This is a genomic window from Halomonas sp. LC1, from assembly GCF_030247125.1.
Taxonomy (GTDB): Bacteria; Pseudomonadota; Gammaproteobacteria; order Pseudomonadales; family Halomonadaceae; genus Vreelandella.
This window is the reverse complement of sequence record NZ_JASSPG010000008.1, coordinates 194,056-215,649: the sequence shown is the minus strand read 5'-3', so window position 1 is coordinate 215,649 and position 21,594 is coordinate 194,056. Positions and strand designations below refer to the sequence as shown.

Below are 21,594 nucleotides of genomic sequence, written 5' to 3'. Positions count from 1 at the left end.
GCCCACGCCACCTGACTCGCGCAGGTGGCACAGCGTACCTAGGCCTCCGTTGAATGCAAAACGCCCCCAGAGCGCCAGTGATACGTTCACTCGCACGTTGGGGGCGTTTTTACACGGCGTTGCGCTTAACGATTCGCTATTTGCGATTCGTTGGGCCGCTATCCTGGCGTGTCACATCAGACCCGCGAGGGCGAACGTACAGCACCAGGGCATGGTCCACTAGCTCGTAGCCGTGCTCTTCGGCGATCTCTTGCTGGCGACGCTCGATGATGTCATCGACGAATTCGATGATTTCACCGCTTTCCAGACACACCATATGGTCGTGGTGGTCCTCTTGGGTCATCTCGAAGACCGCGTGGCCACCGTCGAAGTTGTGACGAATCACAAGGCCCGCCGACTCGAATTGAGTCAATACGCGGTAGACGGTTGCCAGGCCAACATCCTCGCCCGCATCAATCAGTGTTTTATACACTTCTTCTGCGCTAAGGTGGTGTTGACCCGAAGCATTTTCGAGAATCTGCAGGATCTTGACGCGCGGCAGGGTCACTTTCAGCCCGGCTTTGCGCAGTTCATGGTTCTGATCGGCCATGGTTGCTCTTCGCAGTAACAGGTTAGGTCGGGTATCATCGACCGAAACCACGATAGTGAAGAACAGGCTCAAATGCAAAAATTGACTCGTATCATTACTCTTTCCGTTGCCCTGACCGTTGTTAGCGGCTGCAGCTACGTTGGCGTTTATAAGCGCGACATTCCCCAGGGCAACCTGATCACCCAGGAGATGGTCAGCCAGCTCCAGCCGGGTATGACCCAAGAGCAGGTGACCTACGTCATGGGGCGCCCGCTGCTGGAAGCGCCGTTCGACTCCAGTGAGTGGGATTATGTCTACCGCGTCGACAAAGCCTACGAGGGCGTCGAGCAGCGCCGCGTGACGCTCACGTTCGATAACGCGGGCCGCTTGGTGAACATCGAACAGGAAGGCGATTTATCCAGTGATCTGCCGATCAGCACCGACGGCAGCATGGGCCCCGCCGTGGAAGGCGCAGACCCGCTGGACACGCTGCCCAGCCAGCGTACCCCCACGCCGGAAACGGCCCCCGAGCCACAGCCCATCATTACCGGCGAGTAAGCCAGGGCTACTGCCCTTTGGCCTGACGCTTGGCCCGCTCTAGGCGGGCCGCTTTCGGGTCGATCTGTAGCGGGCGATACACTTCCACACGGTCGCCCTCGCGCAGAGTCTCTTTGTCCGGCTGGCGAATGGCCTTGCCGAATATGCCCAGCGGTGCCTGCGCGAAGGTGTCGCTGGGTACCTCTTGGAACAGGCTAGGCAAATCGGCCAGCGCGACGGCTTGTCGTGCGGTCGTGCCCTCAGGCACCACGAGCGCAACGATGCGCTGTTTGTGGGGTAATGCGAAGGCGACCTCTACCTTCAGCAGGTTATCGGCCATACATCTCATCGGCGCGCTTGGTGAACGCGTCGACCAGTTGCCCGGCAATTTGCTGGAACAGCTTGCCAAACGCCATGCTCAGCAGCCGATTGGCGAACACGAACTCCATTTCCAAACTAACCTTACAGGCATCTTCGCCCATCGGCGTAAACAGCCAGCGACCCTTGAGCTGTTTGAACGGCCCTTTCACTAGCGACAGCTCGATGCGCTCAGGCGCGTACAGGTCGTTGCGCGTGGTAATGGTTTGCTCCACGCCCGCGCGCCCAAGCGTCATTTCACCAATCAGATGATCAGCGTCATGCTCGAGCAAACGCGCCCGGCGGCACCCCGGCAGGAACTCGGGGTAGCGTTCGAAGTCATTGACCAAATCGAACATTTGTTGGGGGGTGTGCCGCACCAAGGCGGTACGATTAACGGTTGGCATTGACCTCTCCGCTGACTTCACAGTGCCCAAAGCGTATCATGGGAAACATTTTTTCAGACCTTGAATGGTATCACGCCTCCCCACATAACGAAGGGGGTGCTACTGACAGATCAACGATGAGGTTCCATGGCCACTAAGAAAGGTAACAGCAAGGGCCCCGGCAGCAGTGTCATTGCCCAGAACAAGAAGGCACGGTTTGAGTACCATATCGACGAAACCTTCGAAGCGGGCTTGGCGCTGGCGGGCTGGGAAGTAAAAAGCCTGCGCGCCGGTAAAGCGCAGCTCACCGACACCTACATTTTGATTCGCAACGGCGAAGCGTTCCTGCTGGGCAGTCATATCATGCCGCTGAACACGGCCAGCACCCATGAAATTGCTGACCCCACGCGAACTCGTAAACTGCTGCTGCATCGTAAAGAGATCGCCAAAATCTTTTCGGTCACCCAGGACAAGGGCCACACCTGTGTGCCGCTCAAGCTCTACTGGAAGCGTAACAAGGTAAAGTGCGAACTGGCGCTAGTAACCGGTAAGAAAATTCACGACAAGCGGGCTACCGAAAAAGATCGCGACTGGAATCGCCAAAAAGGCCGAATTATGCGGGAACATAACAAGGCATAACTGGTCAATTTGCCGTGAGCACGTTAGAATGTGGCTTTGAATAAGGGGGCGACATGGTTTCGACGCCGGTGACAAACCCTGCGGTGCATGCCGAGAGCGTGATGTATCTCGTAAATACCACATCACGAAAAATAGTCGCAAACGACGAAAACTACGCTCAAGGCGCGCTGGCAGCTTAAACCCTGCTAGCTTCTTGTCTGGCCCCAAGGTGATGTGCCTATTCATCGCTGCGGGGATATGAGCTAAAGCTGATAGGACCGCGGTTGGCGGTGTCTTCTCGTCAACCGTTAAACTTTAGAAGGCTCGCGTGGCTGAATCCTGACCGTCGGAGTCAGTCGCGCTAAAGCAAATGACGGAATCTAAGCATGTAGAGCCAATGGGCGCGTGCTGGCGGACGCGGGTTCAATTCCCGCCGCCTCCACCAGACACCCCTACAAATCAAGCACCCACGGGTGCTTTTTTTGTGCCTGCTCACTGCCCTTATACGTCCAAGCGCCTCTTTTTAGCGTTATTTCCAGTATGAAAGCGACCGCTTTTCTCATGCCCTCTTCCCGCCCTTTGTCTCTTTTATGTGGCCGATGCAAAGGGCTTTGCACGCCTCATGAAGCCAGCTACTGTTAGAGGCCTAAGCTTGGCAAACGTCCAAGCGTATCGAGAAGGAAGTGACACATGCTGTATGGATTGAGCTTGCTGGCCGGTATCGTGCTGCTATTCGGCGGCGGGGAGGCGTTAATACGCGGTGCGGTCGCTGGTGCCAAGCGAATGGGGGTTTCACCACTACTCACGGGATTGGTGGTCGTGGGCTTTGGCACCTCGGCGCCTGAGCTAGTGGTCTCGATCGATGCCGCGATACGCGAGCAGCCGGACATCGCCGTGGGCAATATCGTCGGTAGTAACATCGGTAACGTGTTACTGATTTTAGGGCTGTGTGCCGCCATCTGCCCCATGACCGTTCAGCCCCTGGCGCTGCGGCGAGACGGCGTGGTGGTGGTCGGCGCCAGTGTCCTGTTTATCGTACTGGCCTGGAGCGGTGCACTGGGTCGCTGGGAAGCGGCCCTACTGCTAGCCGCCCTCACTGCCTATCTGGTGTGGGCTTACCGCACCGAGCGCCAACAGCCGATGCCGGAAGGCGACATGCACGCCGCCGAAGCGGAGGAAGTCACGGCCATTCCCACCTCGACCGCCATGATCGTCGCTGCTCTCGTCGTGGGGCTGGGCATGTTGATTGGTGGCTCGCAGCTCTTGCTTTATGGCGCGATTGGCCTTGCCCAAGCGATGGGGATTTCAGAAGCCGTCATCGGCTTGACCATCGTCGCGGTCGGGACATCACTGCCAGAAATGGCCGTGTCAGTAATTGCCGCGCTGCGCCGTCACGCCGATGTCGCCGTGGGTAATATCCTAGGCAGCAACATCTTCAACGTGCTTGGGATTCTCGGCATCTCGGCCGTTCTCCAGCCGCTGCCCATTGCCGAACGGGTGAGCCAGTTTGACCAGTGGGTGATGCTGGGCTCGGCAGGCCTGCTGCTGCTCTTTCTTTATACCGGCATGCGCCTATCCCGCTGGGAAGGCACCGCGCTACTGGGTGGATACGCAGCGTACATTGCACTGAGCTTTACTATCTTTTAACGGACATGCACGGGTAAGTCAGTGCCCACTTCGTCGTAGTAACGCAGAGCGCCGGGGTGCAGCGGTGTCGTCATATGAGCGAGCAGGTCCGGCGTGACGCCCGCCCACCAGGCGGCCTGCTCCGCGAGACGCGCTTTTTGCTCCCAGAAGAGCTTCGTAAGGCGATACGCGGTCTCTGCATCCATCTGCTCGGTGGTGTACGCAATGACGGGGCGTGACGTCGTGTGGGTGGGCTGGGCGATGCCGGGATAGGTGCCTCCTGGAATGACCTGGGGTACCGCCCCCGTCTGAGCGATCTGCTCGGCGGTCAAGCTAATGAGCGTGATGGGCACGAGCGACGCCGTCTCGATCACGTTGGGTGTGGGGTAAGAGCTGGCTGTGACGAACGCATCGATCAGGCCCTCTCTCAACGCTTCTGGGCCGTTGGTGATCGAGGCATCGGCCAAGCGCACCCTGCCTTCCAAACCGAAGAGCTGAAAATAGCGAGCGGCCTCTCCGGCGCTAAACGTGCCACGCCCAATCAGCACATGCTGGCCGCGCAACGCGTCGAACGATGCCGTGCCATCGTCCCCCGCCATGACGAAGTGCATGGTCAGCGACGGCATGGGAAACAGTCCACGAATGGCCGCGAACCGCTCATCCTCATGACCAGCGAACGCCCCTTCGCCCGCCACGGCCTGAGCCACGAGGGCAGGCGGTGCCGTGAATACATAGCGCTCCTGCCGGGTCATGACTTCTTGAACATTTTGCACCGACCCCTGGCTCTCTTCGTTGGTCAGTACGATAGCGTCGTCACTGCCTTGTCGAATGACGTTAGCAAGCTCGCTGCCCATTTGGTGATAGGCCGTGCCCGCAAGTGCCGATTTATAAGTAATGCGCGTTTGCGCGTGGGCATCCAGCCCCATACCCACCATCATCAGCGTGAATGCCAACACACCACCGGTACGAAAAAGAGAGCAGAAACGGGCACGCATGCAACGTCCTTTGCAGTTGAGGCCTTCTCGGCCTGATGGATTGAGCGGATTCTGAATGCCGTCACGTGAAGCTTTCGCCGTCTATTGGCTGGCTACTCATCGCCTACCGGTCGACACCGATAGCATAGCGGCATATTCGTTCTTACGTTAGCAACCCGCCGTGGCGGACACCAATGGTCGGTTTAAACGGCTCGACCCGCGCCTGCCGAGGGGCAGCAGTGCCTGCGAGGCAATATTAAACCGCATTAGGGGCTGGTCAGCGCCTCCCATGGGCGAGATGATAGCGGGCTTTGCGCTTTCGAAGCGCTCGCTGGCTTCTTAATCTGGACCTTCGTGATGAACACCTTCGTTATCAAGCTGATCGCTCAGCGCTTGGCGCTGGGCCTGTTACTCCTTCTCGCCGTCTCGGTACTGATCTTCGTGGGCACCCAGCTACTGCCTGGCGACGTGGCGCAATCCATCCTTGGGCAGAGCGCCACCCCTGACGCCCTCGAGAACCTACGTCGTGAACTAGGGCTCGACCAACCCGCCTGGGCGCGCTACATCGATTGGTTGGGCGGCATCCTACAGGGCGATCTAGGCACGGCCCTGTCCAATCGCCAGGATATTGGCGAGTCGCTGTGGGGCCGGGCGGGGAATACGCTGTTCTTGGCGTTTTGGACGGCCGTGGTGGCCGTGCCATTCGCCATTCTCTTGGGGCTCGTGGCGGTGCGTTATCAGAATCGCTGGCCAGATCGCATCATTTCCGGCACCACGCTAACGGCCATCTCGCTACCCGAGTTTTTCATCGGCTATTTGCTGATCTATCTCTTTGCCGTGAAATTCAACTGGTTCCCTAGCGTGTCCACCGTCTATAGCGGCATGAGTCTGGGCGAGCGGCTACACGCCATTGTCCTGCCTGCCGCCACCTTAACGCTGGTGATTCTAGCTCACATGATGCGCATGACGCGGGCGGCCATTTTAAGCGTGATGCAGTCCCCCTATATCGAAACCGCCGAACTCAAGGGGCTGGGGCTATTTCGCATCATTGCGCGACACGCCTTTCCCAACGCCATTGCCCCCGTCGTCAACGTGGTCATGTTGAACCTCGCTTTCTTGATCGTGGGCGTGGTCGTCGTCGAGGTGATCTTCGTCTACCCCGGCATGGGTCAGTACCTGATCGACCACGTCGCCAAGCGCGATGTGCCGGTGGTACAGGCGGTGGGACTACTGTTTGCAGCGGTGTACATCGGACTCAACATGCTGGCGGACATCATCGCCATCGTCACCAACCCGCGCTTGCGCCACCCCAAATAACTCGCTGATCACCGTCTTTAGATAGGAACGCACCACCATGTCGATATGTTTAACGCTGCTGAAACGGATGCCGGTGACTGCGCTGATCGGCCTGCTGCTCACGTTCGGTTTTTTAGTAATGGCCCTTTTCGCCCCTTGGCTGGCCCCTTACCCCATGGCCGACAGTGTGGGCGACATGTGGATGGGGCCATCGGCAGAGTTTTGGCTCGGCACCGACAATTTAGGCCGCGACCTTCTCTCACGGCTGATTTACGGCGCCCGCACCACGATGACCATTGCCGCGCTAGCCACGGCGCTGGCGTTCTCCATTGGCTCGGTGCTGGGCATTCTGGCGGCGGTCTACGGTGGCTGGGTGGATCAACTCATGTCGCGCGGTGTCGATATCGTCATGTCGATCCCGACGCTGATTTTTGCTCTGGTCATTCTGTCGGTGATGCCCAGCACGCTGCTCATGCTGATTTTGATCATGGGCGTGCTCGATTCGACCCGAGTGTTTCGTATTTCACGAGCGGTCGCGGTGAACATCAACGTGATGGACTTCGTGGAAGCCGCTCGGCTGCGCGGCGAGGGCAACGTCTGGATCATCTTCCGAGAAATATTGCCCAACGCACTCACCCCGCTGGTGGCCGAGCTAGGCCTGCGGTTCATTTTCGCCGTCCTGTTCCTCTCTTCGCTGTCGTTTTTGGGGCTCGGCGTTCAACCACCGGAAGCCGACTGGGGCAGCATGGTGCGTGAAAACCGCCAAGGCATCGTCTTTGGCGTGCCCGCTGCGCTGATTCCTGCGGCGGCCATCGCGCTGTTGGCCATTTCCGTGAACCTGGTAGCCGACTGGGTGCTGCGACACACCACCGATCTAAAAGGAGGCCGCCGTGGCTGATTCGCTGTTAGACATTCGTCATTTGACCATCGAAGCCACGGCCTACCCGCCCGGCGAAGCGCCCCGGGAGATCAGCATCGTCAACGACGTCAGCTTCCCCCTGGAGCGCGGCAAAGTACTGGGGCTGATTGGTGAATCCGGCGCGGGCAAATCGACCATTGGCTTGTCGCCAGCGGGCTATGGACGCGGCGATATTCGCTTGAGCGGTGAAGTGTGGGTGAACGGCCGCGATATCTTGAAAGACTCGCCAAAGGCACTGCGTCAGCTGCGTGGTAAAACGGTGTGCTACGTGGCGCAGTCAGCGGCAGCCGCGTTCAACCCCGCCCACACGCTGATGGAGCAGGTCATCGAGACCACCCTGTACCACCGCCTAGCCACTCGCCAAGAGGCCGAGGCACGAGCCATCGAACTGTTCGAGCAGCTTGGGCTACCCGACCCGGCAAAGTTTGGCCACCGCTACCCGCACCAGGTATCGGGCGGGCAGCTACAGCGTGCCATGACCGCGATGGCACTCTGTCCAAAGCCCGATCTGATCATTTTCGACGAGCCCACCACGGCCCTTGATGTCACCACGCAAATCGACGTGCTGGCCGCCATCAAGCGGGCCATCAAAACCACGGGGGTCGGTGCACTCTATATCACCCACGACCTTGCCGTGGTCGCTCAAGTCGCAGATGACCTCCTCGTGCTGCGGCAGGGGGAAAAAGTCGAAATGGGCAGCACCGCGCACATCATTGAGACGCCTCAAGCGCCGTATACGCAAGCGCTGGTGTCGGTGCGTTCCATCGAGCATGCGCCGAAAACGCCGTCATCCACGCCGCTGCTGGCCATCGAGGGCGTCAGTGCGGCGTACCACCAAAGCGGAAGCAACGTGTTGAAGGACATTCATCTCTCGGTGAGCGCAGGCCAAACGCTGGCCATCGTGGGGGAGTCTGGGTCGGGGAAATCCACCCTGGCGCGGGTCATCACCGGGCTGCTGCCGCCCAACCAGGGCCAGCTTCGCTTTGACGGGAGCACACTGCCCAACACCCTCGCCAAACGTGATAAAGAGACGCTGCGCGAACTGCAGATGATTTATCAAATGGCGGACGTGGCCATGAACCCGCGCCACACCGTAGGCACCCTCATCGGCCGACCGCTCACGTTCTACTTCGGCTTGAAAGGCCAAGCACGCCGTCAGCGGGTGATCGAGCTGCTCGACGCCATCGAGCTGGGGGAAGCGTTTATCGACCGCTATCCGGCCGAGCTATCGGGCGGTCAAAAACAGCGCGTATGCATTGCGCGTGCCCTGGCGGCCAAACCGAAGCTCATCATCTGCGATGAGGTCACCAGCGCGCTCGACCCGCTCGTGGCCGATGGTATTTTAAAGCTGCTGTTGCGGCTACAGGCGCAGGAGAACGTGGCCTACCTGTTCATCACTCACGACTTGGCCACCGTCAAGGCGATTGCCGATAGCATTGCGGTGATGCACCAAGGGCGTGTGGTGCGTGACGGCGAGCGTGATACCGTGTTGAGCCCGCCTTTCGACGAGTATACGCAAACGCTATTGGCGTCGGTGCCGCAAATGAAGCTAGGATGGCTCGAAGAGGCCCTGACGACTCACGGCCATTAACTAAGTGCCAATAAGGGCAGTGGCACCATCGCTGCCTTTATGGATGTAAGGCATTCACCTTTCGTTTAACCGGCTAAACTTCTTACACTATTGTGCGTTATTTACTATTAGCGAAACGGATAATTTCTAAAAAAAAGACGGTATCTCTAAAAGATACGCCCTGTTCATTCGGTTTAATTCCGTATTGCGACGCAATATAGCTTGTTAAACTGGCGGCGCTTATTCCCCCTTCTTTTAACCATTATAAGGATAAACGCGCCATGTTGACGCTACATCATGACCCAGGCCAGCCTCGATACACTCGTTGCTGGCCTTTTTTGTTAGCGGCCTTACTATTTTTCATCAGCCCGGCGGCCTTTGCCGCCACCGGCGAGGTAGATTTAACCACCTCTGCCGTAGGCTATGTGGCCGTGGCGATCTTCGTGCTGGCCTATGCGCTGGTGATGGCCGAAGAGAAGATCCACATGCGCAAATCCAAGCCCGTGCTGGTGGCGGCGGGCATCATCTGGGGACTCATTGGCTGGGTATACGTTCAGAACGGCATGTCGGATACGTCCGAGTACGCATTTCGCGTGACGCTTCTGGAGTTTACCGAGCTAATGCTGTTCCTGCTGGTGGCGATGACGTATATCAACGCCATGGAAGAGCGTCGCGTCTTCGATGCGCTGCGCTCTTGGATGCTGCGCAAAGGGTTTAACTACCGCACGCTGTTTTGGTTGACTGGCGGCTTGGCGTTTATGCTGTCGCCCATTGCCGATAACTTAACCACCGCCCTCTTGATGTGCGCAGTCATCACCAAAGTGGCCGAAGGCGACAAGCGCTTTATCAACTTGGCGTGTATTAACATCGTGGTCGCGGCCAACGCAGGCGGTGCCTTTAGCCCCTTTGGTGATATCACCACCTTGATGGTTTGGCAGGCAGGTCTCATCGAGTTCCAAGAGTTCTTTATCCTGTTCATTCCCTCGCTCGTGAACTTCTTGATTCCTGCGATCGTGATGAGCCTGTTCATCAAGGATCAAAAACCCAGCAGCGTGTATGAAGACGTTCAGCTCAAACGCGGCGCACGGCGCATCATTGCCCTGTTCTTGCTGACGATCGTCACGGCGGTGCTTTGCCATACGCTGCTCCATCTGCCGCCGGTCTTGGGCATGATGACAGGGCTTGGCTATCTACAGTTCTTTGGCTACTACCTACGCCAAAGCCTTCCCCGCTCGCTGGAGCGCAAGCGCGAACGCTATAGCCGCTTGGGCGATAATAAAAAGCTGGAACAGCTCGGCGGCGTGGTGCCCTTCGATGTCTTCAGCCGTGTGGCCCGCGCCGAGTGGGATACCCTGCTGTTCTTCTACGGGGTGGTGATGTGCGTTGGTGGCTTGGGCTTCATGGGCTATCTGGGACTGCTTTCTGAGGCGCTCTACACCGGTTGGAACGCCACCTGGGCCAACATTGCCTTGGGTATCGTATCGGCCGTGATCGATAACATTCCGGTCATGTTCGCGGTCCTCACCATGGAGCCCGACATGTCCCATGGCCACTGGCTGCTGATCACACTCACGGCGGGAGTGGGCGGTAGCCTACTGTCGATTGGCTCTGCTGCCGGGGTAGCGGTCATGGGTCAGGCGCGCGGCTCGTATACCTTCTTGGGCCATTTACGCTGGTCACCGGTGATCTTGCTCGGCTACATCGCAAGCATTGCGGTACACATGTGGCTCAACGCCGGCAGCTTCAGCGTCTTTGGCTAGCGCTCTGCTGAGTCGCTATGCACAACACCCGCCCAGGCAACCTGGGCGGGTGTTCTGTTTTCGGGCGTATTATGGTGGTATGCGGCCAGTGGTTCAGTAGCTCTCGAACAGGTACTCGATGGGCGTAGGCCGCCCAAACAGGTACCCCTGATAACGATAGCAGCCGTGCCCCTTCAGCCAATCCAACTGCTCTTTCTTCTCGACCCCTTCGGCCACCACCGTCAGCCCCAAGCTCACCGCCAGCAAGATGGTGGTATCCACGATGGCAGCGTCGGTCTTGTCGGTGAGCAGCTCACGGATGAAGGATTGATCGATCTTCAGCTCGTCCAGCGGCAAGCGCTTTAGGTAACTCAGCGATGAGTAGCCAGTGCCAAAGTCGTCCAGCGCAAAACGAATGCCCTGGGTGCGAAGTTTGAGCATGGTATTACGCACGCGGGTGGGTTCGCGCATCAGCAGGCTTTCGGTCACTTCCAGCACCAGTCGACCCGGCGGGGCCTGGGTTTGCGCCAGCAACCCTTCGAGGTTACGCACGAATTCGGGCTGCTGGAACTGCACCGAGCTGACGTTCACCGAAATGGTCAGCCCCGCGTAGGCCGGCTGATGCGACCACTTGGCCAGCTGCTCGCAGGCACACTGCAGCACCCAGTAGCCGATGGGCACGATCAGTCCGTTCTCTTCGGCCAGCGGGATGAAGGTACCGGGCGATACCCAGCCGCGCTGGGGATGGTACCAGCGTAGTAGCGCCTCTACGCCGGTGGTGGCCCCCTGGTGGTCGACCTGCACCTGATAGTGTAGAGCCAGCTCGTTACGCTCTAGCGCTTGGTGCAAATCCCCTTCGAGACTGGCCCGCTCCAGCACGCTGGTTTGCATATCGACATTGAAGAAGCGCAGGGTGTTGCCGCCAGCCGCCTTGGCCTGCTGTAGGGCCATATCGGCCTGCTGCAGCACGCTGTTGACGCCTAGGCCTTCACCGTCAAACAGCGTGATGCCGATACTGGCGCTGATCGGTAGAGCGCGGTCGTTGCGCAGTTGCGATACCGTGTCCAAAAGCTGGCGCCCCAGCCGTTCGGCGTTGGCAGCCGCATCGCTTTGCCGCTCGCCCAAGCCATTGACCTGCACGACGAACTCATCGCTACTAAAACGTGCCAGCGTGGCATCGTCGCTCAGGCGCTGCTTGAGATGCTGCGCGACGTTGATCAGCAGTTGATCACCGCTCTCGTGCCCCTGAATGTCGTTGACCAGCCGGAAGTTGTCTAAATCCACGATCAGTACGGCGCTGTAACCACTAGGCCCTCTATCGGGGTCGGTGGCCTCTGCCAGCGACTCCAGCAGCAGGCGTCGGTTGGGCAGCCCCGTTAGCGCATCGTAGAACGCCAGGTGGTGGGTGCGGGACTGCATTTCTAAATATTCAGTCAGCTCGGTGGAAATACCGCACAGGCACGGCGCTTCCCCGGGGGACATCTCCAGCGGCATTTTGATCGACAGGAAAGTGCGTACCCGTTCCTCGCCCTTTAGCACGTTGTGCTCTTCTACCGTGACTTTTTTGCCCGAAGAGAGCACTTGCTGGTCGATTTCGGCCATTTCGGCCGCGCTGGCGGGGTCGAAAAAGGCCTCATCGCGCTTGCCGAGAATCTCTTTTGGCGTCCGCTTGAACAACTCGCTGATTTGTCGATTGACGTAACGGTACTCCAGCGACGGCGTTTTGATGTAGATATACGCATCGACACTGTCGAGGATCGTGGTCAGCAGGTGTTCATTGGTGGAGAGCTTGGCGCGGTTGATACTGACCCGCCGCCGGAGCAGCAGTGAGGCACCCACGGCCAGCGCCAACACGACGATCAACAGCCCTAAGGCCCACCACAGCCAGCGGGGAACCAGCGTCTCGGTCGCGCCGCCCGAGCGCCATGCGCTGAGCGTTTGGTAGTACACCGAATCCACATCGTCCTTCCACGTTAGCAGCGTGGTGTCGATGCGCTCTAGCACATCGGCAGATAGGGAGGGCGAGGCGGCATAAAAGAGGCGCGAGGGCTGAAATATGATCGGCGTTTCACGCAGGCCGTAATCCCGGGCTCGCCAGTCACCAAACAGATGGTTGGAGGCTACGAGATCAGCGTCACCGCGTGCCACGGCTTGAAAACCTGCGGCGAAGCTGTCCACCGGCATCCAGATGACGCGGATATCGAAGCGCTCGGTCACGGCGGCAAGATAGCTCTGCTGGATCGAACCATCCACCACGGCGACTCGCTGCTGCTCTAAATCCAAGATGGCTTCAACGCGGTTGTCGTTGGCTTGGTAGAGCTGGGACCAGCTATGCATCACCGGCTCACGATGAAACGCAAAACGCCCGGCACGCTCTTCGCTCCAGGCGACATCCGGCAGCAGGTCGATCTCCCCCTGCTCCAGCAGCGTGAGACACTGCTGGAAATCACACAGGCGGCTCTCTAACTGCCACTGCTCCTTCTGTGCCATGGCTTCCAGTAATTCGCCCAGTACGCCGCGCAGTTGGCCCTGCTCGCCCGCAAACAGTTTCGGCGGATTATGATAGACCCCGACCCTAAGCGAGGTGTCGCCCTGTGCCAGGGCGCTCCACCCAAGCACGTAACAGAGCGCCACCGCCCCCATGGCAGAACACGTCAAGCGCTTGGCAGAACGGTTGCTTGGCATCCGGTTCAACGCGAACACTCCCTTGCGCCGCATGGTAGGCGTTACTCACCCGGCATGGTTAACGGCCCTGCGCGCTCCACCACGCGCTGCCAAGCAGAGTCGTTCTCGACCCGCTCCACGAATGCCGCAATGGCCGGATATTCGGACAGTGACTGGGTCGCTTTTAACGCCTGAAGCGGAAAACTCATTTGAATGTCGGCGCCGCTGGGCCACTCGCCGGCAAAATGGCCGCGCGTCGCCAAGTGGGACTCCATCATATCCATATGCTGCGTTAACTGAGGCTGAATGAAGCGTTTACGTACGGTATCGCTAATGCCCTTGGCCAGCGGCTTGATGAACCAGGGCGACTGTTTGGGCACTTGGTTAAACACGAGCCCCATGACCAATAGCGGCATTAACGAGCCTTCCGCATAGTGCAGCCAATAGCGATAATTGACCCACTCCTCACCGGCATCAGCGGCGGGTTGAAGCCGCCCGTTACCGTAACGGTTCACCAGGTAATCGATGATGGCCCCTGACTCCGCAATCGTTAAGTCGCCATCGGTGATGACCGGCGATTTGCCCAGCGGGTGCACTTTTTTCAACGCGTCCGGCGCCTGCTGAGTCTTGCTGTCACGCTGGTAAACTTCTATCTCATAATCGAGATTCAAAGACTCTAAAAGCCATAAAACACGGTGAGAGCGGGACTTTTCAAGATGGTGAACGCGGATCATAACTACTCCATGAGGCGACTTGATACATCTGCTTCACGCAGATGTCAGTTATCCATTGACTGCAAGCTTTCTCAGCTTAGCACTATTACAGCGTTGAACCCCATGGAGAAAGCGATGGCGAGTGTGCAAATGCAACAAGGGGCGAACACCGATGTTCGCCCCTTGCTTTTTCAAACGTTTAAGCCGTTGTTTTACTATATGTTTAAGAGTTAAAAGGCCACTCCTGAGCGATGTATCACGCTCTATGCTGCGTCTTTAAACGGGCTAAAAGATCCATCGGCGACCACTTGCCTTGTAACCAGGGCGCCAATAAACGTGTCGATAGCGGTATGAATACAAACACCATGACCGGGGTCAGCATTAATGTGCTCACGAGCACACGGGGCACGAGCGCCCAGTCGGCCAATACGCCGCCGAAAAGCCACTGAAACAGCAGCGAAATCGGGAAAAAGGCCAGCCAAACGGCCACCGCTTGCTTCCAGCGCGGCGGCGTCACACCGGGGCTCACGTTGAACCATGCATCCAGCCCGGTCGCTCGGTGCTCGTGTGGCGCATCGTAGAGTCCTTTGCCGCGCTCCAACCACGCATGACGAGACGCCGAGTGCTCCCAGGTGGCCAGCGACGCTTGGTTCTCGAAACGGAAGATAATCTGAAACTCATCGTCGTCTTGAGGGGGGGCTAACACACCGGACCCTAGGTAGCCGGGAAAGTCAGCGGCCAGCTCGCGCCCTTCATTGAGCCAGCGATGAAAATCTTGGTAACGGCCATTCGCAACGCGACGGGCCACCATCAGTGTGACGGGTAAGGCAGACATGGTGATCTCCTAATGTGTAAGCAGCGGCGGCCGGGTAGGCCAGCTGCAGGCAATCAGGCGGGTAATCCTGATGCATGAGCCACATTATACAGGCAATATTAATGCCATGTAGATCTATCGTCGCGGTAAAGGATGGCTGCGCTCGCCGCGTTGAAAAGCACGCACGTGTTGATAGATATCGATCGCGCTTTGAATGGCATCGGCTTCTAACGCTTCAGGCTGAATCACCGGCCCTTTAACGCCCCCTTCCGTGCGCAATATTTCATCCACATCGGCGCGATAACGCGACAGAAGATGTTCGATATTCATACGAACGCGGTGAATCTCTAAATTAAAAGCCTGACGCTGTTCGGTGCGTTTAAAAATATCGAGAGGGTTTTCGGCAGACTCGATTAGGCTATCTAAGGTATTGCACACTAAACGCTCGGCGGTATTTAAATTGGGAATCACGGAATAGATCAGTTCGTAAAGCGTCATCGTGGCATCGTGCGGGTGCATAAACAGACTCAATAGCGGTTTAATGGAACAATATGGTGAAAGCGGCCTTGATCGGTAAACGTAATCCGAAAGACACCATGCACTCCCTCATGGCCCACCACCCGCTGCACGGCGTGGGCGGGGAACACGACCCAACGGCCATCCACACTGCGCGCCCGCACGTTATCGTACCGGCCTTCGTAGTAGGCCAGACATTCGGTGACACTTAGATGAAGAATGACGTCGATGGAGTGCATAACGTTGCGCAATTCGGCTGGCTCACAGATACTCTATGCTAACTGAAATGGCCGCCAATATCGGTAACCGCTTATGGATCTTTCCTCTATCACCCCGTTTTCCGCCACGTCAGCTGGCTGGACCTCACCGAATGTGCCTACTGCACGGGTATCGCGTCATGAGGTGGAGAGCCGGGAAGCCGGTGTCGACCGTGGGCTGAGCGCTCCAGCCTCCGACGACGTCAGCGAAAGCGACGAAAGCCGTGCCAGCGAAACGCCCACCGGCCCTACTCGGCCCGACGGCACGCCGCTGGCACCGGAAGAGATTCAGCAGCTCGAACAGCTCAAACAAACCGATCGCGAAGTGCGCCAGCACGAAATGGCCCACCAAACCGTTGGTGCCCCCTATACGGGAGGCGCTACCTATGAGTACGAAGTCGGCCCGGACGGTAAACGTTATGCGGTGGCTGGAGAGGTGTCGATCGATTACGGCCCCGTTCCCGGCGACCCGCAGGCCACGGTGGAGAAAATGCAGACCGTCATTGCAGCGGCCCTGGCTCCCGCGGACCCGTCACCGAAAGATCTGCAGGTGGCCGCTCAAGCGCGCCAGTACCTGCTAGAAGCCAAGCTGGAAGCGGCTCGTGAACAGAGCGAAATGAACCAGGCCCGCGCCACCGAGCAGCCGGGAGACGTGCCCGCCAATGATGAGCCGCAGCCTCCCGAGCAGGCCGCCTAACGGCCTGTTCTCTGCACTACTGTAGCATCGTCAACCCTTTCCAATCTTGCCGTTCGGGCCAGTGAGCCATCCACTCGGGCACCGATTCCGCGGGCATCGGGCGCGCAATTCCGTAGCCCTGAGCCAGCTCGCAGCCCAACGCCATGAGCGCTTTCGCATGGTCCAGCGTTTCCACGCCCTCCGCGAGCATGGGTCGCTGGAACCGGTTGGCCATGTAAATCACGCTCTCCACGATCGCCATGTCATTTTGATCGCTCAGCATATCGCGTACGAAACTCTGGTCGATCTTGATCAGGTTGACGGGCAGCTGACGTAAGTGGGTCAGCGATGAGAATCCCGTACCGAAATCATCGATGGCAAACCCCACGCCTAACGCTTGGCAGCGGGCCATGTTCTTCAGCGCGGCTTTCACATCGTGCATGGCGGCACTTTCGAGCACTTCGAGTTTTAACAGCGAGGGCGACACGGTGGGATAGCGCGCCAATAGCTCCGCCAGACGCTGGCTGAACGTATTCACCAACAGGTGTGACGGGCTGATATTGACGTTCACGGGCAGCGCCATCCCTTCGCTTTGCCACAGGGCGAGCTGACGCAGCGCGTGCTCCAATACCCACTCTCCCAGATCCACCTCTAACGGCGTGCCATCGATGATCGGCAAGAAATCGCCCGGCGACAGCAGCCCAAGTTCAGGATGCTGCCAGCGGATCAGCGCCTCGACGCCCACGACGCAGCCACTGCGCATATCGACCTGTGGCTGATAGAACAGGCGCAGCTCGTCGTGGTGAATCGCATCCATGAAGCGCTGTCGCTGCTCATGACGCACTTGAAGCCTGCGATCCTGATGGGAGTCGAAAAAGTGATAGGTGTCGCGTCCACGCTGCTTGGCTCGGTACATCGCCTGATTGGCGTGGCGCAGCAGCACGTCACCCTGAGCGTGGTCGTCGGGATAGCAGGTAATACCAAGACTGGCGGTGAGGTAAATCGTTTGCCCTTCGATCAGCAGCGGCTGGCGAATCGACGCAAGCAACTTCTCGAAAAAGGCTTCCTCGACACCGTGATGCAGCAGCAATACGAACTCATCGCCGCCGATGCGCGCGAGCACGTCATCACCAAACAGCAGGTGACTGATCCGCTGCGCAAAGGCGGTCAGCAGCGCATCGCCAATCTGCGGGCCCAGTCGGTCATTGATGCGCTGAAAATGGTCGATATCGAGGGCGCAGACGGCCAGCGGTAGCTGGCGGTTTTCGGCGTGCTGAATCGACTCCTGAATCAGTTGCGTCAATAGCTGTAAGTTGGGCAGACCGGTCAATGCGTCAAAATAGACTTCACGGTTCAAATGGCGTGCGTGGGATGGAATGGCCGACAGGTCCGCCAGCACGATCACATGATGATCCACCTGCCCCTGCTCATCGCGCACCCGATTGATCGACATCATGCCCGGATAGAACTGACCGTCGTGGCTACGGTAGCTGATCTGCCCTTTGCTACGGTCGCGAAGCTGCAGCTCTTCACGCATCAAGCGCGTGGTGCGGCTATCGTCCAAGGGGAGAATGCTGAACGCCTCGGGGGTTTTTCCCTGCACCTCGCTCAGCGCCAAGCCCGTCAGCTCGCTGAACGCAGGATTCACATCCACGACGGCGTTATCGGCGTTGGTAATGATGATGGCTTCGTTGGCGTAGCGAAACGCCGACTCGGCGGGTGCCAACGGCGTACCGGCATCTAGGACCGACATCGCCACAGCGTCAACGGGTAGGGAGGCTGAACGTGCGGCTGGCTGAGGCAAAGACTGCTCTTGTGTGTCATTCAAGGGCGGGCACATGCGTCTCTGCTCTCCTCTTATAAGTGTTGGTGATTTAATGTCTTTTGGTCATATTAACACCGTCTCCTTCCCCGTGTTTTAGATTCAACAGCGCTGAATCAACGCGCTTTTTTCCTGTATGGCACGCCGTCACCCGCACAGCATACCGCAGGGAGCGCAAGGCTCCCTGGGCGTGATCGACGCTATATCATTCAGCGTAAGCGAGCTGGCGATGCTCGCGGGTGGATGGCTCTCCCACCTGGAATCGGCTCACCAGCGTCGACATTTCGTCCGCCTGCTCATCCAGCGAACGACTCGCCGTGGCGACGTGCTCTACCAGGGACGCGTTCTGCTGGGTAACGTCTTCGAGCTGGGCCATCGCATGGCTGATTTGCTCGACGCCTGCCGACTGCTCATGGCTCGCCGTGGCGATCTCATCGACCAGCGCCGCCACGTGCTGCACTCGCTCAGCAATGTGCGCAAGCGTGGTGCTCGTGGTGGAGACCAGCGACTCCCCTTCGCTAATACGCGCTACGTTGTTGTCGATCAACCGACGAATCTGATCGGCCTCTTCCGCGCTACGGCTGGCCAGTTTGCGCACCTCGTCGGCCACGACGGCAAAGCCTCGCCCATGCTCTCCGGCTCGCGCGGCTTCCACAGAGGCATTTAGCGCCAACAAGTTGGTTTGAAAGGCGATGTTATCGATGGCGGCCACGATCGAGGTGACCTGCTCGTTTGCCTGAAGAATGTGCTGCATGGCTTGGCGCGCCTGCCTCGCCACGTCCGTGGCCTCTTGCGCTTGGGCGGCGACATCGCCCGTCATCTGCTGGGCTTGATGCGCATTTTCCGCATTTTGACGCACGGTGGCGGTCATCTGCTCCATGCTCGACGCGGTTTGCACCAGCGAGGCGGACTGCTCTTCGGTGCGCTGCGCCAAGTCCTGATTACCCTGGGCGATCTCATTACTGGCGAGTGCAACAGCATGCGCATTGCGCTTCATGTCTGCCACCAGCTGCTCCGTTTGCGCAGAGGCATCGTTGACGGCTTGGTAAAGCTTGGAGAGTTCGTCACTGCCGATAACGGGCAGACGCTGGGTCAGGTCATCCCCCCGGGAGGCAATGCTCACCAGGGCCTGCCGCAGCGGTCGAGTGATGGTGCGCACAATCAATATGGCGATCCCAATCGCCACCATCGTGGCCATGACAGCGATGCTCAAGTACCCCCATAGCGCCTGCTGAGCCTGCTGTTTCAGTGCCTCGGTGGTCGTGATGATGGCCGCTGCGGCGCTGTCTTCCAGGGCTTTCAAACGGCCAATCTTGACGGTTTGCCAATCGAACCACTCTTCGGGGTTCACGCCGTAATCGCTGCTTTGCTGAATCGCCAGCGCTCGGCGCTCTAACACCCGCTCGATCTCAGGGCCACTCAGCGCACGACTGAGCGCTTCGCGCTGGGTGTCGTCAGACAGTACACGGTACGATTCTAGGAAGCTTTGCTCGGCCCCCACCAGCGAGAGCAACCGCTGAAGCGTGCTGTCGGGCATCACGTCTGCCGCAAACACGTTCGAGAGTAGCGCTCGCTCGATACCTGCCAGATCTTTCGCTTCGAGGAGGTTATAGTACGCAGCCAGCTGACGCGTGATGGTGCCCTGCCCCGTTAAGTGCGCCAGCTCGCCCACCAGCGTCATGAGCGCACTGTTCAGCCCCGTATAGTGGGCCAATGCCTCCGGGGCTGGCACGCCGAGCTGGTCAACTTGGCGGCGCAGGGGTGGAACGCCTTGCCAGTGCTGGTCGATCTTCGTCAGCAGCGCGCTCAACCCTGTACTGAGTTGCCCTGCGTCCAACGCTTGGCGCTGCTGGAAGAACGCCTCGGCAGCCGCCTCCGTCGCGGGGCGTTGCTGACTCAAGCGGTTACCGAAGGCGTTACCCTGGCTGCCCAGAAAGCCAGCCGTCATACCTCGCTCTAGCTGTACTTGATGCACCCAGTGGCCTGCCTGTTGCGCCAGCGCCGTCAGCGCCTGCATACGAGACAGCTCCGTCACAGCGGCTTGTCGCTCTATCACACCGCTGGTGGCGAACCAGCCCAGTGCCATCAACGGAAACACCAGTACCAAGGCAAATTTATACCGCATGGATAAGCGGTGGAGCAGCTCTTTCATCGCGTTGCTTAACCTCATGTCATGTCTTTCGGGGAGGTAAGCGGCGTACTCGTTTATTGTTCACGCTTGAGAGCGCATTGTTCGCTAAGTTTGCCGCATTTTGCGGCCAAGTTAAATATGCTTAGCCAGCAAAACGGCATCAGTGTAACGCGATGACAAGCGTGCGCATTGACGCAGGTCAGCATCGGTGACTCTCAAGGCGCGACCGACGCTGCCCCTAAAAAACGCTGCTGCCAATAGTCGATATCCAGCGGCACGCTGACCACCGCACGCCCGCTGCCGGGGGCGTGAATCATCTGTCGGTTGCCGCCGTAGATGCCCACATGGGTGGCTTTGTTACCATCGCCGAAAAAGAGCAAATCGCCGGGGCGGGGCGTCTCGACGTGGGGAAGGGTGCGAAACTGAGCATCGGCGGTGCGGGGGACGCGAATGCCCGCTGCCCGGTAGGTCATTTCGACCAAACCTGAGCAGTCCAGGCCATCCGGCGAGTTACCGCCAAAGCGGTAAGGAGTACCAATAGCCTGCTGAGCATGGGAGAGAATCAACGCGCGCTCCATCGAGATGCCCGATGGCGAGCTGGGCGCGGGCGTCATGGCGACCTCTTTACTGGCACAGCCTGCCAATAGCAGTAGAGCGACGAGCGTCAACAGCGAAGAGAAGCGGGTTAACGGCATGAACAAGCTCCAAGGTGGCCTAGTCACAGTGCCTCTTATCATGGCTTAAGCGCCGTTCACCCGCTACTCCACCACTCGCCGTTAACGGCCTATCCACTCGATAAACGTGCTATCACCCAGCGCATGGCGCTCGTGACGCAGGCGGCTCATCGCCGCGTAGGGCAAATCCATGACCAAGCCATTGCTCAGCGGCTGTTCCAGCACCTGGCGCAGCAGGGCGTTGCACACGAACAGATGTGCCACCACCAGCACATGGCGGCCGGGGGGATGGAGCAACAGCCGACGCCACGCTTCGCTGACGCGGGCATCCAGCTCGGCAAGGGTTTCACCACGGGGCGGCGCGGCGCGGGCGGGGTCGTACCAGAAGGCGCTCATTTGCTCGGTGCCTTCCTGCTCATACACCTGCGCATAGGTTTTCCCCTCCCACTCGCCCAGGTGCAGCTCGGCTAGATCGTCGTCCACCTGCACCGGCAGGTCGAACTCCTCCCCCAGCCAAAGCGCGAACTCCCGGCAGCGGGCCAGCGGCGAGCTGACGATGGCATCATAGGGTGGGCGTCCATCCACCGTATGGCGCATCACTGCGTCGGTCACCTGCTGCCAGCCGGTGTCGCTGAGCGGGTGGTCGGTACTGCCCCGCAGCATCCGTCCACCCTGCGGTTCGCCGTGACGCATCAAATCGATGGTGGTGATCTCGGCATGAGGAAAGCGCATGGCGA

The 21,594-nt window shown here is 58.9% G+C and carries 21 protein-coding genes and 1 other RNA gene; 9 read left to right on the top strand and 13 right to left on the bottom strand.

Annotated elements, in window-relative coordinates; genetic code table 11:
- Positions 1–136 precede the first annotated feature (136 nt).
- Entirely contained in the window at positions 137–589 is a 453-nt protein-coding gene (fur, locus tag QIT27_RS14515) for a ferric iron uptake transcriptional regulator (RefSeq protein ID WP_016915905.1), read from the bottom strand.
- A gap of 72 nt (positions 590–661) precedes the next feature.
- On the opposite strand from fur, the gene bamE reads away from it, so the two are divergent.
- A complete protein-coding gene (gene bamE / locus QIT27_RS14510; protein WP_159340781.1) occupies positions 662–1,126 on the top strand; it encodes an outer membrane protein assembly factor BamE in 465 nt (154 codons plus the stop codon).
- A 7-nt stretch (positions 1,127–1,133) separates the two neighbouring features.
- Here the strand turns inward: bamE and QIT27_RS14505 are convergent, their stop codons facing one another.
- Both QIT27_RS14505 and QIT27_RS14500 read right to left on the bottom strand, forming a co-directional pair.
- Complete coding sequence (locus QIT27_RS14505) at positions 1,134–1,445, bottom strand: RnfH family protein (RefSeq protein ID WP_159340780.1); 312 nt, start codon at positions 1,443–1,445, stop codon at positions 1,134–1,136.
- Complete coding sequence (locus tag QIT27_RS14500; RefSeq protein ID WP_159340779.1) at positions 1,435–1,869, bottom strand: type II toxin-antitoxin system RatA family toxin; 435 nt, start codon at positions 1,867–1,869, stop codon at positions 1,435–1,437. Before QIT27_RS14500 ends, QIT27_RS14505 begins: the two co-directional genes overlap by 11 nt.
- 126 nt (positions 1,870–1,995) lie before the next feature.
- Between QIT27_RS14500 and smpB the strand changes: the two genes are divergently transcribed.
- From smpB to QIT27_RS14485, 3 genes are all read left to right on the top strand, one after another.
- On the top strand, positions 1,996–2,487 hold the full coding sequence (gene smpB, locus QIT27_RS14495) for an SsrA-binding protein SmpB (RefSeq protein ID WP_062360527.1): 492 nt from the start codon (positions 1,996–1,998) through the stop codon (positions 2,485–2,487).
- A 44-nt stretch (positions 2,488–2,531) separates the two neighbouring features.
- Positions 2,532–2,911, top strand: a transfer-messenger RNA (tmRNA) gene (ssrA, locus tag QIT27_RS14490).
- Between the two features lie 245 nt (positions 2,912–3,156).
- The gene (locus QIT27_RS14485) at positions 3,157–4,113 is read left to right on the top strand and encodes a calcium/sodium antiporter (protein WP_285264214.1); all 957 of its coding nucleotides are present in this window, start codon (positions 3,157–3,159) and stop codon (positions 4,111–4,113) included.
- On the opposite strand, the gene QIT27_RS14480 is transcribed toward QIT27_RS14485, so the two are convergent.
- On the bottom strand, positions 4,110–5,087 hold the full coding sequence (locus QIT27_RS14480) for a TAXI family TRAP transporter solute-binding subunit (protein WP_285264213.1): 978 nt from the start codon (positions 5,085–5,087) through the stop codon (positions 4,110–4,112). The two genes, QIT27_RS14485 and QIT27_RS14480, sit on opposite strands and share 4 nt — an antisense overlap.
- A 336-nt stretch (positions 5,088–5,423) precedes the next feature.
- On the opposite strand from QIT27_RS14480, the gene QIT27_RS14475 reads away from it, so the two are divergent.
- The 4 genes from QIT27_RS14475 (at position 5,424) to nhaD (ending at position 10,611) form a co-directional block, all read left to right on the top strand.
- Entirely contained in the window at positions 5,424–6,383 is a 960-nt protein-coding gene (locus QIT27_RS14475) for an ABC transporter permease (RefSeq protein ID WP_253019181.1), read from the top strand.
- Between the two features lie 37 nt (positions 6,384–6,420).
- A complete protein-coding gene (locus QIT27_RS14470) occupies positions 6,421–7,260 on the top strand; it encodes an ABC transporter permease (protein WP_253019182.1) in 840 nt (279 codons plus the stop codon).
- Positions 7,253–8,872: an ABC transporter ATP-binding protein gene (locus QIT27_RS14465; RefSeq protein WP_285264212.1), complete on the top strand. Its 1,620-nt coding sequence runs from the start codon at positions 7,253–7,255 to the stop codon at positions 8,870–8,872. Before QIT27_RS14470 ends, QIT27_RS14465 begins: the two co-directional genes overlap by 8 nt.
- Positions 8,873–9,132: 260 nt before the next feature.
- Positions 9,133–10,611 carry a sodium:proton antiporter NhaD gene (gene nhaD, locus QIT27_RS14460; RefSeq protein ID WP_285264211.1) on the top strand — a complete coding sequence of 493 codons (1,479 nt, stop codon included), beginning with the start codon at positions 9,133–9,135 and terminating at the stop codon, positions 10,609–10,611.
- Between the two features lie 93 nt (positions 10,612–10,704).
- Here the strand turns inward: nhaD and QIT27_RS14455 are convergent, their stop codons facing one another.
- The 5 genes from QIT27_RS14455 to QIT27_RS14435 form a co-directional block, all read right to left on the bottom strand.
- The gene (locus QIT27_RS14455) at positions 10,705–13,275 is read right to left on the bottom strand and encodes an EAL domain-containing protein (RefSeq protein ID WP_502875207.1); all 2,571 of its coding nucleotides are present in this window, start codon (positions 13,273–13,275) and stop codon (positions 10,705–10,707) included.
- 41 nt (positions 13,276–13,316) lie between these two features.
- Complete coding sequence (locus QIT27_RS14450) at positions 13,317–13,988, bottom strand: glutathione S-transferase (RefSeq protein ID WP_159340725.1); 672 nt, start codon at positions 13,986–13,988, stop codon at positions 13,317–13,319.
- 235 nt (positions 13,989–14,223) lie between these two features.
- Positions 14,224–14,802 (bottom strand): antibiotic biosynthesis monooxygenase, encoded by a 579-nt coding sequence (locus tag QIT27_RS14445; protein WP_285264210.1) that lies wholly within the window; start codon positions 14,800–14,802, stop codon positions 14,224–14,226.
- 114 nt (positions 14,803–14,916) lie between these two features.
- The gene (locus tag QIT27_RS14440; protein ID WP_285264209.1) at positions 14,917–15,300 is read right to left on the bottom strand and encodes a hypothetical protein; all 384 of its coding nucleotides are present in this window, start codon (positions 15,298–15,300) and stop codon (positions 14,917–14,919) included.
- An 8-nt stretch (positions 15,301–15,308) separates the two neighbouring features.
- Complete coding sequence (locus tag QIT27_RS14435; protein ID WP_159340722.1) at positions 15,309–15,536, bottom strand: DUF2835 family protein; 228 nt, start codon at positions 15,534–15,536, stop codon at positions 15,309–15,311.
- Positions 15,537–15,609: 73 nt separating this feature from the next.
- Between QIT27_RS14435 and QIT27_RS14430 the strand changes: the two genes are divergently transcribed.
- A complete protein-coding gene (locus tag QIT27_RS14430) occupies positions 15,610–16,251 on the top strand; it encodes a putative metalloprotease CJM1_0395 family protein (protein WP_285264208.1) in 642 nt (213 codons plus the stop codon).
- A gap of 16 nt (positions 16,252–16,267) precedes the next feature.
- Here QIT27_RS14430 and QIT27_RS14425 read toward each other — a convergent pair whose 3' ends face one another.
- The 4 genes from QIT27_RS14425 to QIT27_RS14410 all read right to left on the bottom strand — a co-directional run bounded on the left by QIT27_RS14425 (position 16,268) and on the right by QIT27_RS14410 (position 21,589).
- Positions 16,268–17,983 (bottom strand): putative bifunctional diguanylate cyclase/phosphodiesterase, encoded by a 1,716-nt coding sequence (locus tag QIT27_RS14425; protein ID WP_253019186.1) that lies wholly within the window; start codon positions 17,981–17,983, stop codon positions 16,268–16,270.
- Between the two features lie 274 nt (positions 17,984–18,257).
- A complete protein-coding gene (locus tag QIT27_RS14420) occupies positions 18,258–20,222 on the bottom strand; it encodes a methyl-accepting chemotaxis protein (RefSeq protein ID WP_285264207.1) in 1,965 nt (654 codons plus the stop codon).
- 176 nt (positions 20,223–20,398) lie between these two features.
- A complete protein-coding gene (locus QIT27_RS14415; protein ID WP_253019188.1) occupies positions 20,399–20,878 on the bottom strand; it encodes a C40 family peptidase in 480 nt (159 codons plus the stop codon).
- A gap of 81 nt (positions 20,879–20,959) precedes the next feature.
- Positions 20,960–21,589, bottom strand: a complete 630-nt coding sequence (locus QIT27_RS14410; protein WP_253019189.1) for a histidine phosphatase family protein — start codon at positions 21,587–21,589, stop codon at positions 20,960–20,962.
- Between the last annotated feature and the right edge of the window lie 5 nt (positions 21,590–21,594).

Bases quoted from the DNA above. Each gene is read 5' to 3' on its own strand.
- QIT27_RS14415 (WP_253019188.1), bottom strand. From the start codon at position 20,878: ATGCCGTTAACCCGCTTCTCTTCGCTGTTGACGCTCGTCGCTCTACTG.
- fur (WP_016915905.1), bottom strand. From the start codon at position 589: ATGGCCGATCAGAACCATGAACTGCGCAAAGCCGGGCTGAAAGTGACC.
- QIT27_RS14420 (WP_285264207.1), bottom strand. From the start codon at position 20,222: ATGAGGTTAAGCAACGCGATGAAAGAGCTGCTCCACCGCTTATCCATG.
- QIT27_RS14505 (WP_159340780.1), bottom strand. From the start codon at position 1,445: ATGGCCGATAACCTGCTGAAGGTAGAGGTCGCCTTCGCATTACCCCAC.
- QIT27_RS14500 (WP_159340779.1), bottom strand. From the start codon at position 1,869: ATGCCAACCGTTAATCGTACCGCCTTGGTGCGGCACACCCCCCAACAA.
- QIT27_RS14485 (WP_285264214.1), top strand. From the start codon at position 3,157: ATGCTGTATGGATTGAGCTTGCTGGCCGGTATCGTGCTGCTATTCGGC.
- QIT27_RS14440 (WP_285264209.1), bottom strand. From the start codon at position 15,300: ATGCACCCGCACGATGCCACGATGACGCTTTACGAACTGATCTATTCC.
- QIT27_RS14410 (WP_253019189.1), bottom strand. From the start codon at position 21,589: ATGCGCTTTCCTCATGCCGAGATCACCACCATCGATTTGATGCGTCAC.
- nhaD (WP_285264211.1), top strand. From the start codon at position 9,133: ATGTTGACGCTACATCATGACCCAGGCCAGCCTCGATACACTCGTTGC.
- QIT27_RS14450 (WP_159340725.1), bottom strand. From the start codon at position 13,988: ATGATCCGCGTTCACCATCTTGAAAAGTCCCGCTCTCACCGTGTTTTA.
- QIT27_RS14445 (WP_285264210.1), bottom strand. From the start codon at position 14,802: ATGTCTGCCTTACCCGTCACACTGATGGTGGCCCGTCGCGTTGCGAAT.
- QIT27_RS14470 (WP_253019182.1), top strand. From the start codon at position 6,421: ATGTCGATATGTTTAACGCTGCTGAAACGGATGCCGGTGACTGCGCTG.
- QIT27_RS14480 (WP_285264213.1), bottom strand. From the start codon at position 5,087: ATGCGTGCCCGTTTCTGCTCTCTTTTTCGTACCGGTGGTGTGTTGGCA.
- QIT27_RS14475 (WP_253019181.1), top strand. From the start codon at position 5,424: ATGAACACCTTCGTTATCAAGCTGATCGCTCAGCGCTTGGCGCTGGGC.
- bamE (WP_159340781.1), top strand. From the start codon at position 662: ATGCAAAAATTGACTCGTATCATTACTCTTTCCGTTGCCCTGACCGTT.
- QIT27_RS14425 (WP_253019186.1), bottom strand. From the start codon at position 17,983: ATGTCGGTCCTAGATGCCGGTACGCCGTTGGCACCCGCCGAGTCGGCG.
- smpB (WP_062360527.1), top strand. From the start codon at position 1,996: ATGGCCACTAAGAAAGGTAACAGCAAGGGCCCCGGCAGCAGTGTCATT.
- QIT27_RS14430 (WP_285264208.1), top strand. From the start codon at position 15,610: ATGGATCTTTCCTCTATCACCCCGTTTTCCGCCACGTCAGCTGGCTGG.
- QIT27_RS14435 (WP_159340722.1), bottom strand. From the start codon at position 15,536: ATGCACTCCATCGACGTCATTCTTCATCTAAGTGTCACCGAATGTCTG.
- QIT27_RS14455 (WP_502875207.1), bottom strand. From the start codon at position 13,275: ATGCCAAGCAACCGTTCTGCCAAGCGCTTGACGTGTTCTGCCATGGGG.